We start from the raw sequence: 15,193 nt of genomic DNA, 5'->3' as shown, positions 1-15,193 counted from the left end.
AGGCTGTGGCCACAAAAGCCAAAGGTCAGCTCCGGCTGACCAAACTGTTGCACCAGAGCCAGTGCGTGGGCTGTGTCAATGTTTAAGCAGCGTCAGTGTCAGTTTCCGTAGTTCGCCGAATCACGAATCGTCGGGTAGCCCTCGATGTAGACCCATTCGGTGTCTTTCGCCGGCACGTGGCACCCGAAGCAGTTGTTAAAGCCTTCGCCTTTCCAGTTTTTTGTCAGACTGACTTCGGGGCTGTCTTGTGTGAACAGTGCCCAGCCCCAGCCTTCTCCCCAGGCTGCATTCTCGGGAAAGCGGTTCTTGCGGTCGCGTACCATCACAAACCAAACACCCGGTTCGCCCGCCCATTGGGCAAAGCCGGTTGCTTTCTGACCTTCACGAATACTACTTATTTCTTTGACCAGAGTGGCACCATCGGGCCACTGCCCGTTTTGTTTAAAGCTTTTCACGGCCGAAGGTTCCGCATATACGTCGTGCACACCGGGCCCGCTGGCCTGATCATCTTCACGCACAAACCAGCTGCCTATGTGAACCCATTCATCCCGAAATGCGGTGGGGCGGCTGATTGTGCCTTTGGCATCAACATAGGGCGAGAACTGATCGCTGGTGGTCTCGGCCGAAACCCAGAATGTGCCGCCGGCGAGCAGGGCGGCAAGCGTGATGGTGGATGTTGTTCTGAATCGCATGGCAATAGCCTCCAGTGGGGGGTGACTAAAGTAAAGCCTATCCAGCCATGGATTGCCTGTTGGTCAGTTTCTGGGGCATAAAGAAAAAGGCGTTAACCCTTTCGAGTTAACGCCTTAAAAATTAGTGCTTTAACTGAATATTATCAGTTCATGCCGTATTTCTTGAGCTTCTTGCGCAGGGTGCCGCGGTTAATGCCCATCATGTTGGCGGCGCGGGTCTGGTTGCCGCGGGTGTACTGCATGATCACGTCCAGCATGGGCGCTTCGACTTCGGAGAGAACCAGCTCATACAGCTCGGTGACTTCCTGGCCGTTAAGCTGAGACAGGTAGTTGCGCAGGGCCTGCTCCACGGAGTTGCGCAGCGGGCGCTGGGTCGGCTGCTCGGAAGTCGGAGATTTGGTGGTGGTTACCAGTGCGTCAGAAGTCGTAGTTTGTTCGAACATATTCAGTCGGCTCTTCTATTGTTCGTTAAGCTATTATTCGCGAAAAACTGCTCCAAAGCGTCGAGCTGCTGCCCGGCCTCTTCGAGAGCATTGAAATTACGGCGAAAGTCACGGCCCGCGTCACTTTCCTGCAGGTACCATCCCACATGCTTTCGGGCAATCCTCACACCCATTACCTCGCCATAAAAGTCATGCAGCGCGGTAACGTGTTCCCGAATCATTGCCTGCTCCTGTTCCATCGGGAGCGGTGCTGGGGTGGTGCCATGCTCAAGATAGTGGCGGATTTCTCTGAAAATCCACGGCCGTCCCTGCGCAGCCCGGCCAATCATAATGGCATCGGCGCCGGTGTAATCCAGCACAAACCGCGCCTTTTGCGGGCTGGTGATGTCTCCGTTGGCAACAACGGGCATCGAGACGGCCTGTTTGATTGCCCTGATGGTGTCGTATTCCGCGTTCCCCTTGTACATGCAGGCACGGGTGCGGCCATGCACGGCCAGGGCTCGAATTCCGCTGTCTTCGGCAATGCGGGCAATGTGCACGCCGTTACGGTTATCCGGATCCCAGCCGGTACGAATTTTCAGGGTCACCGGCACCGACACTGCAGTTACCACGGCGCTGACGATGTCCTGCACCAGCTCCGGGAATTGCAGCAGGGCGGAGCCTGCCATCTTCTTGTTTACTTTCTTTGCCGGACAGCCCATGTTGATGTCGATGATCTGCGCACCCTGATCCACATTGTATCGGGCAGCATCGGCCATCAACGCCGGATCGGCTCCGGCAATCTGCACGGAGCGAATACCGCTTTCCCCTTCATGGTCCATACGCCGGCGCGATTTGTCGGAATCCCGCAGCAGGGGATTGGCCGACATCATTTCCGACACGGCCATGCCCGCACCCATGCGCATGCACAGGGTGCGGAAGGGTCGATCGGTTACGCCCGCCATCGGTGCCACCAGCAGGGGGGCGTCCAGTTTGTAAGGACCAATTTCCATGAGGATAAGGCTGTCTCGGCTCAGGGTCGCGTATCTTACGCATTTTTGGCGGTGCTGAAAAGCTCACAAATTGAGCGGCGCATAATTTTTTATAAGTCAAGATGCCGGTGCATTTTTTATGCAATGGTGGCGCGCTTTCAAGGTTAAAAAAGGCTCCGTAGGGAGCCTTTTGTCAGCGTTTGCTGCCGTTCAGGCGAGCCCATTCTTCCCGGAACTCGGGTTCGGCCATGGCGAACCACTGATCGTAGACCTGATTCAGGCCCTCGGCCTGGGTTTCGAGGATGCCAGACAGCGCCAGCGAGCCGCCCGGACGCACCAGGCCACTGATGATGGGGGAGAGCTCTTTCAGCGGGCCGGCCAGAATGTTGGCCACCACCACGTCGGCCTGCAGGCCTTCGGGCTGGTCTTGTGGCAGATACACGCTCAGGCGGTCGGCCACGCCGTTGCGCTCGGCGTTGTCGCGGCTGGCCTGCAACGCCTGGGGGTCAATGTCGATGCCGATTACCTCTTTGGCGCCCAGCTTGAGTGCCGCCAGTGCCAGAATGCCGGAGCCGCAGCCAAAGTCGATCACGGTTTTGCCGGCCAGATCCTGGCCGTCGAGCCATTCCAGGCACAGGGCGGTGGTGGGGTGGGTGCCGGTGCCAAAGGCCAGTCCCGGATCCAGCATCACGTTCACCGCCTCGGGGTCGGGCACGTCACGCCAGCTGGGGCAAATCCACAGCCGCTTGCCAAAGCGCATGGGGTGAAAACTGTCCATCCACTCGCGCACCCAGTCCTTGTCTTCCAGCTGCTCCACCTTATACACCAGATCCTTGCGGTAGAACTTCTTCAGAAAGTCGATGATGGGCGCCGGGTCGGTTTCGGCGTCGAACAGGCCCACCACTACGGTGTCGTCCCACAGCAGGGTTTCACCGGGCAGGGGCTCAAACACCGGCTTGTCTTCGGCGTCCATGTAGGTCACCGCCTGGGCGCCGCGGCCGGAGAGCATGTTGCTGACCTTGTCGGCGGTCTTTTCGGTGGCGTTGATGCGAATTTGTATCCAGGGCATGGCGTTCTTCGTTATGGGCTAAAACCGCAATTCTAACACAGCTGGCCCCGGTGTCCGCTGGCGCGGACACCGGGAACTGGCTCAGCGGCCAAACAGGGTACGCACTTCGGGTGAGGGCGGCGGCGTGAGCAGAGATCCCACCACATAGGCCAGGCCCGAGAGCGCCAGGCTCGGCACGATGGCGTGCAGCCCCAGGGGCTTGATGCCAAAGTGCAGCAGCAGGCTGTAGCTGATGGCACCGGTGAGCATGGAGGCCAGTGCGCCGGTGCTGTTGCCCCGCCACCAGTACAGGCCCAGCACCAGCGGCCAGAAAAAGATAGCCTGCAGGGCGCCAAAGGCCATCAGGTTGAGCCAGATGATCATCTCCGGCGGACTCAGGGCCGCCCACAGCACTATCAGCCCCAGGGTCAGGGTCACCAGCTTGCTGGCGCGCTTGATCACGGCCGGCGCCGGCTGGGTTTTGCACAGGTGGTTAAGGTAAAGATCCTTTACCAGGGTGGCGGCGGCCTGAATAAGCTGGGAGTCGATGGTCGACATAATGGCGGCCATGGGCCCGGCCAGAAACAGCCCGGCCACCAGCGGCGGCAGCACGGTGAGCATCAGGGTGGGCATCACCTTGTCGGGTACGGTCAGCTCAGGCACCAGCACGCGCCCCAGCGCCCCGGCGAAGTGCATGCCAAACATCAGCACGGCCCCAACCAGGGTGCCGATAATAATGCCCCTGTGCATGGCGGCGCTGTCTTTGTAGGCCAGGCAGCGTACCGCCGAATGGGGCAGGCCTATTACCCCAAAGCACACCAGCACCCAGAACGACAGCATAAAGCTCATGGAGAGAAAGCCGTCGGGGCCCTGAGGCTGCACCAGCCCGGGATCGATGGCTTTCAGCTCGGCAAACATGGTGGCGGCGCCGCCGCCGGCCTGCAGCACGCCGGCCAGCAGCACTACAGTGCCCAGCAGCATCAGCATGCCCTGCACGGCGTCGGTTACCACCACGGCGCGAAAGCCGCCCACCAGGGTATAGAGCAGCACGGCGCCGGCAAACAGCATCAGCCCGCTCTGATACGACAGTCCGGTCACGGTTTCCAGTAGCCGGGCACCGCCGATAAACTGCACCACCATGGTGGCCACAAAGGCGGCCAGCAGGCCCAGGCCCGCCAGCAGCACCACCAGCGGGCTTTGGTAGCGGGCCTGCAGCATGTCGTTAATGGTGAGCGCGTTCACCCGCCGGGCGATATGGGCGAACTGCTTGCCCAGCACCCCCAGGGTCAGCCACACCGTGGGCACCTGGATCATCGCCAGCAGCACCCAGCCCAACCCCATGCGGTAGGCCGCGCCGGGGCCGCCAATAAAAGACGAGGCCGAGGCATAGGTGGCCACCATGGTCATGGCCAGCACAAAGCCGCCCATGGAGCGGCTGCCAAGGAAATAGTCCTGCACAAAGCCGCCTTCGCTGCGGCGACGGCCCAGCCACAGTCCCAGGCCAATCATCACCGCCAGATACACCAGCAGGGGAATCATCAGTCCGGCATTCATGACGAGGCTTCCAGGTTAACCGCCCTGAAACACCAGCGCACCATAAGCGCGCACAGCACAATAAACAGCAGCGGATTGAACAGGCAGCTCAGCAAAAACCACAGTGGCCAGCCGGCCAGGGTCAGCGCCGGCGGCACCAGCCAGGCACAGGCAGCCCAGGCCGCAAGATAAAGCAGGGCCAGCAGCACGCTGAGCAAGGCTTCGCGCCGGGCCACGGAAACAATGGAAGTCATTGGAAGGCTCCTTCAGGAAGGGGCGAAGCATACCAGTGGGGGAATAGAGGAACAAACTCGCCCCCGCTTTTGGCGGTAGGTTGTGATGAGCGCAGCGAATATGCGGGTGTTTTCTGGAGCGCTGGCGGCTCGCCCGCGCTCCACTTGTCATGTGCACTCGCTTCCAGGCAGAGCACGGGAACGAGGAAAACCTAGGGGATCCGGGCGGTAGGTTGTGATGAGCGAAGAGAATCCCAACACGAAGGCACCAGTGTAGCGTTGGAATTCGCCGAGGCTCATTTCAACCTACAAGTACTCTTCGCCGGCGGCGGCAACAAAGGCCATCTCCACCAGGTAGTCGGGGTTGGCCAGCTCGGCCTTTACGCAGGCGCGGCTGGGGGCGGTGCCTTCCGGGAACCACTCGTCCCACACCGCATTAAAGGCGGGCAGGTTGGCAAAGTCGGTGAGGTAGATGGTTACCGACAGCAGCCGGCCCTTGTCGCTGCCTATCTTGGCCAGGGCCTGTTCGGCCTGAACCATCACCTGGCGGGTCTGCTCTTCAATGCCGGCGGACAGATCCCCCTCGGGCACCTCCACAAAATGGGCGATGCCGTTGAACACGGTAATGTCGGACCAGCGTTTGCAGGGATTGATGCGATGAATGTTCATGTTGGTGTTTGTCTCAGTGGGCTGAGGGCGTAGTTTACCGGCTGGCCAGTTTGGGAAAAACCGCTGCGGTCGCGTAATGCTAAGCATATCGCACCCGGAAAGCAGAAGGTTGGCGATGAGCGCAGCGAATTCACAACAAGAAGGCGCCTGTGACATGTTGGAATTCGCCGAGGCTCATTCCAACCTACGGTCCTCTGTTGTCGCTCCTTAAACAAAAACGGCGCTCAAGGCGCCGTTTGATTATTCCGCGTGAGCCTTACAGGCCCAGCTTCTTCTCAAGGTAATGGATGTTGGTTCCGCCATTGCGGAAGTTCTCATCGCTCATGATTTCCTTGTGCAGCGGAATATTGGTCTTGATGCCGTCAATCACCAGCTCGTTGAGGGCGTGCTTCATGCGGGCGATGGCGATATCGCGGTTTTCGCCGTAGCAGATCAGCTTGCCGATCATGGAGTCGTAGTAGGGCGGTACTCGATAGCCGGCGTAAATGTGGGAGTCCCAGCGCACACCCAGGCCACCCGGAGAGTGGAAGCGGGTGATCTCGCCCGGGCTCGGCACAAAGCTGCGCGGGTCTTCGGCGTTGATACGGCACTCGATGGCATGGCCACGCACCACTACCTGATCCTGCGTAATGGACAGCGGCAGGCCGGCGGCCACACGCAGCTGTTCCTTGATCAGATCCACACCGGTGATCATCTCGGTAACCGGGTGCTCCACCTGAATGCGGGTGTTCATCTCAATGAAATAGAACTCGCCGTTTTCATAGAGGAATTCAAAGGTACCGGCGCCGCGGTAGCCGATGTCGACACAGGCCTTGCAGCAGCGCTCGCCGATGAACTTGCGCATCTCGGCGGTAATGCCCGGGGCCGGGGCTTCTTCCACTACCTTCTGGTGACGACGCTGCATGGAGCAGTCACGTTCGGCCAGATGAATGGCGTTGCCCTGGCCGTCGGCCAGCACCTGAATTTCGATGTGGCGCGGGTTTTCCAGGAATTTCTCCATATACACCATGTCGTTGCCAAAGGCGGCACCGGCCTCGGCCTTGGTCATGGAGATGGATTTTTCCAGTTCGGCTTCGGAGCGCACCACACGCATGCCGCGACCACCGCCGCCACCGGCGGCCTTGATGATCACTGGATAACCAATGCGCTTGGCAATGGCGGCGTTGCGCTTGGCGTCGCCGCCGATGGGGCCGTCGGAGCCCGGCACACAGGGGACGCCGGCCTTCTTCATGGCCTCGATGGCAGACACCTTGTCACCCATCAGGCGAATGGTGTCGCCGCGCGGGCCAATAAAGATAAAGCCGGACTTTTCTACCTGGTCGGCGAAGTCGGCGTTTTCCGCCAGAAAGCCGTAGCCGGGGTGAATGGCCACGGCGTCGGTCACTTCGGCGGCGGCGATGATGGACGGCACATTCAGGTACGACTGGGTGGACTGATTGCCACCAATACAGATGGACTCGTCGGCCAGCAGCACGTGCTTCAGGGTGCGGTCGGCGGTGGAATGCACCGCGACCGTCTTGATTCCGAGCTCCTTGCAGGCGCGCAGAATGCGAAGGGCGATTTCACCGCGGTTGGCGATGACTACTTTATCCAGCATGGGAATTCCTTATTCGATGATGAACAGGGGCTCGTCGAATTCAACCGGCTGGGCGTTGTCGACCAGAATGGCCTTCACTACGCCGGCCTTGTCGGCCTCGATCTGGTTCATCATCTTCATGGCTTCAACAATGCACAGGGTGTCGCCCACGTTGACGGTCTGGCCGACTTCAGCGAAGTTCTTGGCGCCGGGGCTGGAGGCACGGTAGAAGGTACCGACCATGGGAGAACGCATCACGTGGCCGCTCAGCTCGGGAGCGGCTTCGGCGGCCGGGGCGGCGGCGGCAGGAGCGGCGGCGGGCGCAGCGGCAGGAGCCGGGGCGGCCTGCACCTGATACTGAGGCATCACCGGGGCCGGGGCGGCGGCGCCGTAGCGGCTGATGCGTACCGACTCTTCGCCTTCGGCGATTTCCAGCTCGGCGATACCGGACTCTTCAACCAGTTCGATCAGTTTCTTGATTTTACGAATATCCATGAGCGTTCTCTTAGTTATGTTGGTGCTGATGTGAGTCAGCGACGAGCCAGATAACGGGCCGCCGCCTCAAGGGCAAATTCGTAACCATCGGCACCCAGGCCGCAGATCACGCCCACTGCCTTATCCGCCAGATAGGAATGATGGCGGAAGGGTTCACGGGCGTGCACATTCGACAAATGCACTTCAATGAAGGGAATGTTGACCCCCAGCAAGGCATCACGAAGGGCCACGCTGGTGTGGGTGAAGGCGGCGGGATTGATGATGATAAAATCCTGCCGGCCATCGGCCTGGTGGATGGCGTCGAGCAGAACGTGCTCCGCGTTGGATTGGACGTGACTGAGTTCGATATCGCGCCCGGCGGCCTGCTCGGTGAGGCGCGCCACGATGTCGTTCAGGCTGTTGTTGCCGTAAATGCCCGGTTCGCGTCGGCCCAGCAGGTTAAGGTTTGGCCCGTTGAGCAGCAGAATACGGTATTTGTCGGCCATTGTGCGGCAATCCTCGTCTATCTTGCGGTTTACACGTCGAGTCACAGGGAGCCTAGCGCTTTTTGCCGGTGTGAGGCAAATAAAATGGCGCATTTCGGCCCGGTGCGCCCAATTATAGTGATTTCATGAAAATTGGCAGCAATTTACTGGTCTAATGACTAATAAATTTTTGAGTGTGCCCGTGGGTGACCGGGGTTGAGGCTCGATGTGTGAGCGAAAATAACGTCAGAAAGTTCCGCAAACTGTTGTTGCTGCGACAAAAAGCGGCATTCACCGAGCCCCGACCATAAAAAAACGCCGCTCAAGGCGGCGTTTTGACATGGGTGAAGGGGCATCAGGCCACTCGGTTGCGTTCCTCGATCAGGCGGTCGACCACACCCGGATCCGCCAGGGTGGAGGTATCGCCCAGGGCATCGGTGTCGCCGGTGGCGATCTTGCGCAGAATGCGGCGCATGATCTTGCCGGAGCGGGTCTTGGGCAGGCCCTCGGCCCAGTGGATGACGTCGGGGGTGGCGATGGGACCAATTTCCTTGCGCACCCAGTCTTTAACTTCCTTGTGCAGCTCGGCAGACGGTACTTCGCCGGCATTGAGCGTGACATAGGCGTAAATGCCCTGGCCCTTGATGTCGTGGGGCACGCCCACCACGGCGGCCTCGGCAATCTTCGGGTGTGCCACCAGCGCCGACTCGATTTCGGCGGTGCCCATGCGGTGACCGGAGACGTTGAGCACGTCGTCCACCCGTCCGGTGATCCAGTAGTAGCCGTCTTCGTCGCGACGGGCGCCGTCACCACTGAAGTAGGTGCCGGGGAAGGTGGAGAAGTAGGTCTGCTCGAAACGGTCGTGATCGCCGAATACGGTGCGCATCTGGCCGGGCCAGGAGTCCAGGATCACCAGGTTGCCGTCGGTGGCGCCTTCCAGCACCTTGCCTTCGCCGTCCACCAGCGCCGGCTGCACGCCAAAGAAGGGGCGGGTGGCCGAGCCGGGCTTGAGATCGGTGACGCCGGGCAGCGGGGTGATCAGAATGCCGCCGGTTTCGGTCTGCCACCAGGTGTCCACGATGGGGCAGCGCTCGTCGCCGATCACGCGGAAATACCATTCCCAGGCTTCCGGGTTGATGGGCTCGCCCACCGAGCCCAGCACGCGCAGACTGGCGCGGCTGGTGCCTTCCACCGCCTCGTCACCCTTGGCCATAAAGGCACGAATGGCGGTGGGGGCGGTATACAGAATATTGACCTGGTGTTTGTCCACCACCTGGGCCATGCGGTTGGTTTTGGGGTAGTTGGGCACGCCCTCAAACAGCAGGGTGGTGGCGCCGTTGGCCAGCGGACCGTAGAGCAGGTAGCTGTGGCCGGTGATCCAGCCCACGTCGGCGGTGCACCAGTACACGTCACCCGGGTGGTAGTCAAAAATGTACTTGAAGGTCATGGCGGCATACACCAGGTAGCCGCCGGTGGTGTGCAGCACGCCCTTGGGGGTGCCGGTGGAGCCGGAGGTATAAAGAATGAACAGCGGATCCTCGGCGTTCATTTCTTCCGGCGGGCAGTCGGCGCTGACCTGGGCGGTGGCTTCGTGCCACCACACATCGCGCTGTTCGTTCCAGGCAATGTCACCGCCGGTGCGGCGATAGACGATCACGCTGTCGATGGAGGTCACTTTGGGGTTGGCCAGGGCCGCGTCCACGTTGGCCTTGAGTGCCACGGTGCGGCCGCCACGCAGGCCTTCGTCGGCGGTGATCACCGCCTTGGCCTGGGAGTCGATAATGCGGCTGGCCAGTGCATCGGGAGAGAAGCCGCCAAACACCACGGAATGCACGGCACCGATGCGGGTACAGGCCAGCATGGCCACCGCCGCTTCCACCACCATGGGCATATAGATGCTGACCACGTCGCCCTTTTTCACGCCCTGTGCCTTGAGCACGTTGGCAAAGCGGCATACCTGCTCGTGCAGCTCGCGGTAGGTGACCTTTTTGTCTTCGTCGGGGCTGTCGCCTTCCCAGATGATGGCAACTTCGTCGGCCCGGGTGGCCAGGTGACGGTCGATACAGTTGGCGGACAGGTTCAGGGTGCCGTCTTCAAACCACTTGATGCTGATGTGGCCCGGATCGTAGGAGGTGTTTTTCACCCTGGTGTAGGGTTTGATCCAGTCAACGATTTTGCCCTGCTCACCCCAGAAGGCTTCGGGGTTGTCGATGGACTGCTGATACATGGCCTGATAGCCGGCATCGTCCAGCAGTGCGGTCTTTGCGATATGGGGCATGACCGGATGAACCTTAACTTCACTCATTATTCCGCTCCTTGGTTGTAACCATTGGTTAACAAGGTGACCCAGATGGTCGTTACGCTCAATTAGACTTTCGGCTAGCCGAAAGAACTGGCGGCCCTGGTAGCACTGCCTTGTGTTGCCCAGTATACGGTCTTGTCGGGCTCATGCCAGTCCTTGCATTCGGAATGCCCCGTCGGGATCAGGACAGTAACAAGGTATCGGCAAACCACAGCACCACGGCGTAGCGCAGCGCCTTGCCGATGAACACCAGCAGGGTGAACAGCGCCAGCGGCACTCGCATAATGCCGGCGATAAAGGTGAGGGCATCACCGCCTACCGGTGCCCAGGACAGCAGCAGCGACCACACGCCAAAGCGCTGAAACCAGCGCTGAGCGCGCTCCAGCTGTTTGTCGTTGACCGGAAACCAGCGCTTGTGGCGGAAGTGCAGCAGGTACTTGCCCAGCCACCAGTTGATCATGGCCCCCAGGGTATTGCCGGTGCTGGCCAGCAGCCACAGCAGCAGGGCGGCATCGGGCTGGCGGGTCAGTACCGCCGCCAGCACCACTTCCGAATAAAAGGGCGCTATGGTGGCGGCGAGCAGGCTGCTGCCAAACACCAGCAAATAGTCAGTCATAAAGTGCCTCGGGCCGGCTGTGTTCGGCCGCCGTGACCAGATCCCGAAACAGCCGTCGCTGGCAGGGCAGGTAGGGAAGGTATTCCGGGTGCCACTGCACCCCCATCAGATAGTGATCCGTGGTGCTTTCAATGGCCTGCACAAAGCCGTCCAGATCCCGGGCCACCACCGCCAGGCCGCCGCCCAGCCTGTCCACCGCCTGGTGATGCAGGCTGTTGATGCGCCAGCGCGGCCGCTGCATGATGCGACTGAGCCGGCCGCCGCCACAGCCAATGGCGGTTTTGCGTGGTAGTGGTGTGCGCCGGTTGGAAGTGTTCTGGCGTAGCGGGCGAATGTCGGCGTGCAGCGAGCCGCCCAGCACCACGTTAATCAACTGGGCACCCCGGCAGATGCCGAGCAGCGGCAGGCTGGTGTCGAGGGCGTGTTCAATCAGTTCTATCTCAAAAGCGTCCCGGTCCGGATCCGCCGGGGCCCGGCCGGTATCGTGGCCGTAGAGGGCGGCGTCGATATCGTCACCGCCGCCGATGATGAGGCCCTGCAGCTGATCTCGTTTGTGCCTATGCATGTTGGCCGGGGTCAGGTGCTGGCCCCGGCCACCGGCCAGACCCAATGCCAGGCGGCTGGCCCACCAGGCCAGGGGCAGGCGGCTGTCGGGGCCGGTCACGCCAATCAACGCAGCCATGGGCGCACCTTGAGGCTCCAGGGATCCATAAAATCCGGGGTCAGCTGATCCAGGTGCTCACCATAGGCCCGGCAGGCGTCCGTCAGTCGTTGCGGATCCGCCGCCAGCCATTCCACCTGCAGCCAGCCGGCCCAGGCGTGGGCCAGGGACCACAGCGGATTGTCGATATCGGAATTGGGCAGCCGGTAGTGCAGGGTGGGACGAGGGTTGATCTTGTCGTCGTGGGCCACCGCCTGCACTCGGGACTCATCGTGCCAGGCCAGCAGGGGCAGCAGATCCATGGCCCGGTTGCGGGTCGGGTTCCAGGCCAGGTAGTCGGCAGTAAAGCGGGTCAGATCGGGGTGGTAGTCCGGCTTCAGCACCAGCCTGACATAGTCCCGGGGAAAGGCGCGAATATAGGGCGAGATCTTGCGGGCGGTAACGATGTCTTCGTGGGCTTCCAGCCAGTCGTGCAGGCACAGGTAGGCGCGAAAGTAGCGCAGCAGGGTGTGAATATCGGTGGCCGGCAGCTCGGGGTTGAGGTGCAGGCCAAAGGCATAGTGCAGGGCGTGGCGAGTGCCCCGGGCGCCCTGCTGGCGCAGTCGTTCAAACAGCCGGCTGAGCCGGTCGAGCCGTGACAGCGGCAGCGGCGGGCACACCAGCTCCAGCGGCGCCAGGTGCTGCGCTAGACTGCCCAGCAGGTCGGTGGCGGTCTGCTCCAGTTCGCCGGGCGGGTGTCGGCGCTGCTCCCGGGCCAGGCGTTTGAGGTAGTCAAAATCGAGTTCGGCGCGAAAGGTGCCAAGCGGGGTGTCGATGTCGAATTCATATTCCGACAGCGCGCGGGTTTCGCCTCGCAGGGCGTCGGTGACCAGGCTGACCAGCCGGGGCAGGGGCAGGCCACTCAGCTCCAGCTCCACGCCCAGCCGGCGCTCGGCGCCGTGTTCGGTATAGAGTTCCGGGGGCAGTGGCAATGGCATGGTGTCTCCCTGTTTCAGCCGTGGCGGGTGAGCCACAAGTATAGAAGGAAGCCGACCCAGCTCAGCCCCAGCAACAGCCAGGGCAGCGGGGAAGAACGCCCGGCAGGGGCGAGATCCGGTTCGGCCTCATTTTCCTCGTTTACTTCTGCACCCTGCTGGCGCTGTTGCTGCCGGCGGGCCTTGTCGGCGGCGCGGGCCCTGGCCTTTTGCTGCTTTTTATATTCCTCTATGCCCTTCTGAATTCCCTGGGCGATAAGCCGGGTCTGCTCCTTGGTCTGACCCGGACGCTGGGTGGCCTTGGCCACCCGCTCGGCCTCGGCCTGGGTTTCGGGTGAGGCCTCAGCCTTTTTGTGCTTGCTGTAACGCATGGGCCTGATTATTCCGCTACGTTGTTGAGGTAGTGCAGATCCATCACAAACACCGACAACAGCAGGCTGGCGGCGGCGGCGTAAAAGCCGCCCGCATCCCGCTTCCGGCACAGCTCCACAAACACCGGCAGCCAGCCGATCAGCTGGCTGTTGGCCAGCTCTCGCTGCTGATCCAGCAGTTGCAACCGTTGCTCCTCGATGGTGCTGTCGGCGGCGGCCAGCGCCAGGGTACCCATCATCTCCAGCTGATTGCACACATGCAGCGGATCGTCGTCGGCCAGCTCGGTGCCGTGCTGCTTGAGCAGCACCGTCATCAGCAGCAGGGCATCCTGGCTGGCCTCGTTCAGGCTGGCGGTGTCGAGCAGCGAGGGCGCCTCGAGCAGCGCCTGATAATGACCGCTCAGGCGCGTGTGCGGCGCCGTGTGTTGCAGCGCCTTTTCCGCTTCGCCGCGAAAGGCCTCGGCGGCCTCGGTGAGCGGGTCCAGGGTGGCCAGGCTGTCGAGGAAACGGTGCATGTCGTAGCCGCCGAATTCACCGAGATCGTCCTCGCTCAGGGGGGTGGCAAAAAGGGCGGTAAACCAGTGATACAGTTCGGCCCGGCGCTGGGAAGTCACTCTGAACGCTTGCATAATCCTCTTCAACGGCTTGTTCGGTCTGGGGATAGCCCCATTCTATCGGGTTTGCCGGTCGGATTCCTACCCGTGCGGAACAGGGAGTGTGTTAATGGGTCTTCAACTTTTTGTGAACTTTTCAACATAAAGGTAAAAAAATAGTGTAAACCCGGCTCGCGGGACTAGGCCGGACTGCCGCTTGGGGGTACACTCTGACTTTCAGTGACAATCCCCCATGAGTCAGGAGAGACGGATGTTAAAGCGTGAGATGAATATCGCCGACTATGATCCCCAGCTGTGGCAGGCCATCAGCAATGAGACCGTGCGTCAGGAAGAGCACATTGAGCTGATCGCTTCCGAGAACTACACCAGCCCGCGCGTGATGCAGGCTCAGGGTTCCCAGCTGACCAACAAGTACGCCGAAGGCTATCCGGCCAAGCGCTTCTACGGCGGCTGTGAATATGTTGACGTGGTGGAAGACCTGGCTATCGATCGTGTCAAGCAGCTGTTCGGCGCCACCTGGGCCAACGTGCAGCCGCACTCCGGCTCCCAGGCCAACTCCGCCGTCTTCCTGGCCCTGGTCAAGCCCGGCGATACCGTCATGGGCATGAACCTGGCCCACGGTGGTCACCTGACTCACGGTTCTCCCGCCAACTTCTCCGGCCGTCTGTACAACATCGTGCCTTACGGCATCAACGAGCAGGGTGTGATCGACTACGAAGAAATGGAGCGTCTGGCCGTTGAGCACAAGCCGAAGATGATCATCGGTGGCTTCTCCGCCTTCTCCGGCATCGTAGACTGGGCCCGCATGCGCGAAATCGCCGACAAGGTAGGCGCCTGGTTTATGGTGGACATGGCGCACGTGGCCGGCCTGATCGCCGCCGGTGTGTACCCCAACCCGCTGCCCCATGCCCACGTGGTGACCTCCACCACCCACAAGACCCTGGCCGGTCCCCGTGGCGGCATCATCCTGTCTGCCGCCAACAACGAAGAGCTGGAGAAGAAGCTGAACTCCGCCGTCTTTCCTGGTGGTCAGGGTGGCCCGCTGATGCACGTGATCGCCGCCAAGGCCGTGGCCTTCAAGGAAGCCCTGGAGCCCGAGTTCAAGGAATACCAGGCTCAGGTGGTGAAAAACGCTCAGGCCATGGCCGACGAGTTCCAGAAGCGTGGCTTTAAAGTGGTTTCCGGTGGCACCCACAACCACCTGTTCCTGCTGGATCTGATCGACAAGGACATCACCGGTAAGGAAGCCGACGCCGCCCTGGGCCGCGCCTTCATCACCGTGAACAAGAACGCCGTGCCTAACGATCCGCGCTCTCCGTTCGTGACCTCCGGTATTCGTATCGGTACTCCGGCGGTTACCCGTCGTGGTTTCAAGGAAGCCGAAGTGCGCCAGCTGGCCGGCTGGATCTGTGATGTGCTGAGCAACATCAACGACGACGCCACCATCGCCAGCGTGAAAGAGCAGGTGCTGGACATCTGCCGTCGCCACCCGGTTTACGCGTAAGGCGCACCGGTAACGGCAGCAGAAACG

17 protein-coding genes are annotated in these 15,193 nt (G+C 61.3%); 1 reads left to right on the top strand and 16 read right to left on the bottom strand.

Annotation, left to right across the window (positions count from 1 at the left end; all coding sequences use genetic code 11):
- Positions 1-98 precede the first annotated feature (98 nt).
- The 16 genes from OJHNALOF_RS16680 to OJHNALOF_RS16605 form a co-directional block, all read right to left on the bottom strand.
- Positions 99-692, bottom strand: coding sequence for a cytochrome P460 family protein (locus OJHNALOF_RS16680; RefSeq protein ID WP_165662744.1), 594 nt, complete (start codon positions 690-692; stop codon positions 99-101).
- A 143-nt stretch (positions 693-835) separates the two neighbouring features.
- Positions 836-1,135, bottom strand: a complete 300-nt coding sequence (fis, locus tag OJHNALOF_RS16675) for a DNA-binding transcriptional regulator Fis (RefSeq protein ID WP_014291613.1) — start codon at positions 1,133-1,135, stop codon at positions 836-838.
- Between the two features lie 2 nt (positions 1,136-1,137).
- Positions 1,138-2,127, bottom strand: coding sequence for a tRNA dihydrouridine synthase DusB (gene dusB, locus OJHNALOF_RS16670; RefSeq protein ID WP_094201739.1), 990 nt, complete (start codon positions 2,125-2,127; stop codon positions 1,138-1,140).
- Between the two features lie 172 nt (positions 2,128-2,299).
- Positions 2,300-3,175 carry a 50S ribosomal protein L11 methyltransferase gene (gene prmA, locus OJHNALOF_RS16665; RefSeq protein WP_165662743.1) on the bottom strand — a complete coding sequence of 292 codons (876 nt, stop codon included), beginning with the start codon at positions 3,173-3,175 and terminating at the stop codon, positions 2,300-2,302.
- A gap of 81 nt (positions 3,176-3,256) precedes the next feature.
- The gene (gene panF, locus OJHNALOF_RS16660) at positions 3,257-4,708 is read right to left on the bottom strand and encodes a sodium/pantothenate symporter (protein WP_165662742.1); all 1,452 of its coding nucleotides are present in this window, start codon (positions 4,706-4,708) and stop codon (positions 3,257-3,259) included.
- The gene (locus OJHNALOF_RS16655) at positions 4,705-4,941 is read right to left on the bottom strand and encodes a DUF997 family protein (RefSeq protein WP_094201736.1); all 237 of its coding nucleotides are present in this window, start codon (positions 4,939-4,941) and stop codon (positions 4,705-4,707) included. Before OJHNALOF_RS16655 ends, panF begins: the two co-directional genes overlap by 4 nt.
- Before the next feature lie 285 nt (positions 4,942-5,226).
- Positions 5,227-5,589, bottom strand: coding sequence for a RidA family protein (locus OJHNALOF_RS16650; RefSeq protein ID WP_094201735.1), 363 nt, complete (start codon positions 5,587-5,589; stop codon positions 5,227-5,229).
- A 256-nt stretch (positions 5,590-5,845) separates the two neighbouring features.
- Complete coding sequence (accC, locus tag OJHNALOF_RS16645) at positions 5,846-7,186, bottom strand: acetyl-CoA carboxylase biotin carboxylase subunit (protein ID WP_094201734.1); 1,341 nt, start codon at positions 7,184-7,186, stop codon at positions 5,846-5,848.
- Between the two features lie 9 nt (positions 7,187-7,195).
- A complete protein-coding gene (gene accB, locus OJHNALOF_RS16640; RefSeq protein ID WP_094201733.1) occupies positions 7,196-7,660 on the bottom strand; it encodes an acetyl-CoA carboxylase biotin carboxyl carrier protein in 465 nt (154 codons plus the stop codon).
- 35 nt (positions 7,661-7,695) lie between these two features.
- A complete protein-coding gene (gene aroQ, locus OJHNALOF_RS16635; protein WP_094201732.1) occupies positions 7,696-8,145 on the bottom strand; it encodes a type II 3-dehydroquinate dehydratase in 450 nt (149 codons plus the stop codon).
- Between the two features lie 334 nt (positions 8,146-8,479).
- Positions 8,480-10,429 (bottom strand): acetate--CoA ligase, encoded by a 1,950-nt coding sequence (gene acs, locus OJHNALOF_RS16630; protein ID WP_094201731.1) that lies wholly within the window; start codon positions 10,427-10,429, stop codon positions 8,480-8,482.
- A 178-nt stretch (positions 10,430-10,607) separates the two neighbouring features.
- A complete protein-coding gene (locus OJHNALOF_RS16625) occupies positions 10,608-11,042 on the bottom strand; it encodes a YqaA family protein (RefSeq protein WP_094201730.1) in 435 nt (144 codons plus the stop codon).
- Complete coding sequence (locus OJHNALOF_RS16620) at positions 11,035-11,724, bottom strand: gamma-glutamyl-gamma-aminobutyrate hydrolase family protein (protein ID WP_165662741.1); 690 nt, start codon at positions 11,722-11,724, stop codon at positions 11,035-11,037. The genes OJHNALOF_RS16625 and OJHNALOF_RS16620 overlap by 8 nt, the downstream gene beginning before the upstream one ends.
- Positions 11,712-12,680 carry an amidoligase family protein gene (locus OJHNALOF_RS16615; RefSeq protein WP_094201728.1) on the bottom strand — a complete coding sequence of 323 codons (969 nt, stop codon included), beginning with the start codon at positions 12,678-12,680 and terminating at the stop codon, positions 11,712-11,714. Before OJHNALOF_RS16615 ends, OJHNALOF_RS16620 begins: the two co-directional genes overlap by 13 nt.
- Before the next feature lie 14 nt (positions 12,681-12,694).
- Positions 12,695-13,048: a DUF2956 domain-containing protein gene (locus tag OJHNALOF_RS16610; protein ID WP_094201727.1), complete on the bottom strand. Its 354-nt coding sequence runs from the start codon at positions 13,046-13,048 to the stop codon at positions 12,695-12,697.
- 8 nt (positions 13,049-13,056) lie between these two features.
- The gene (locus OJHNALOF_RS16605) at positions 13,057-13,677 is read right to left on the bottom strand and encodes a molecular chaperone TorD family protein (protein WP_165662740.1); all 621 of its coding nucleotides are present in this window, start codon (positions 13,675-13,677) and stop codon (positions 13,057-13,059) included.
- A 235-nt stretch (positions 13,678-13,912) separates the two neighbouring features.
- On the opposite strand from OJHNALOF_RS16605, the gene glyA reads away from it, so the two are divergent.
- Positions 13,913-15,166: a serine hydroxymethyltransferase gene (glyA, locus tag OJHNALOF_RS16600; RefSeq protein ID WP_094201725.1), complete on the top strand. Its 1,254-nt coding sequence runs from the start codon at positions 13,913-13,915 to the stop codon at positions 15,164-15,166.
- Positions 15,167-15,193: the final 27 nt, after the last annotated feature.

It is taken from the genome of Oceanimonas sp. MB9 (assembly GCF_011319775.1).
Lineage (GTDB): Bacteria > Pseudomonadota > Gammaproteobacteria > Enterobacterales > Aeromonadaceae > Oceanimonas > Oceanimonas doudoroffii.
Note: the sequence above shows the minus strand (reverse complement) of the source record. Positions and strands in the feature narration are given on the sequence as shown.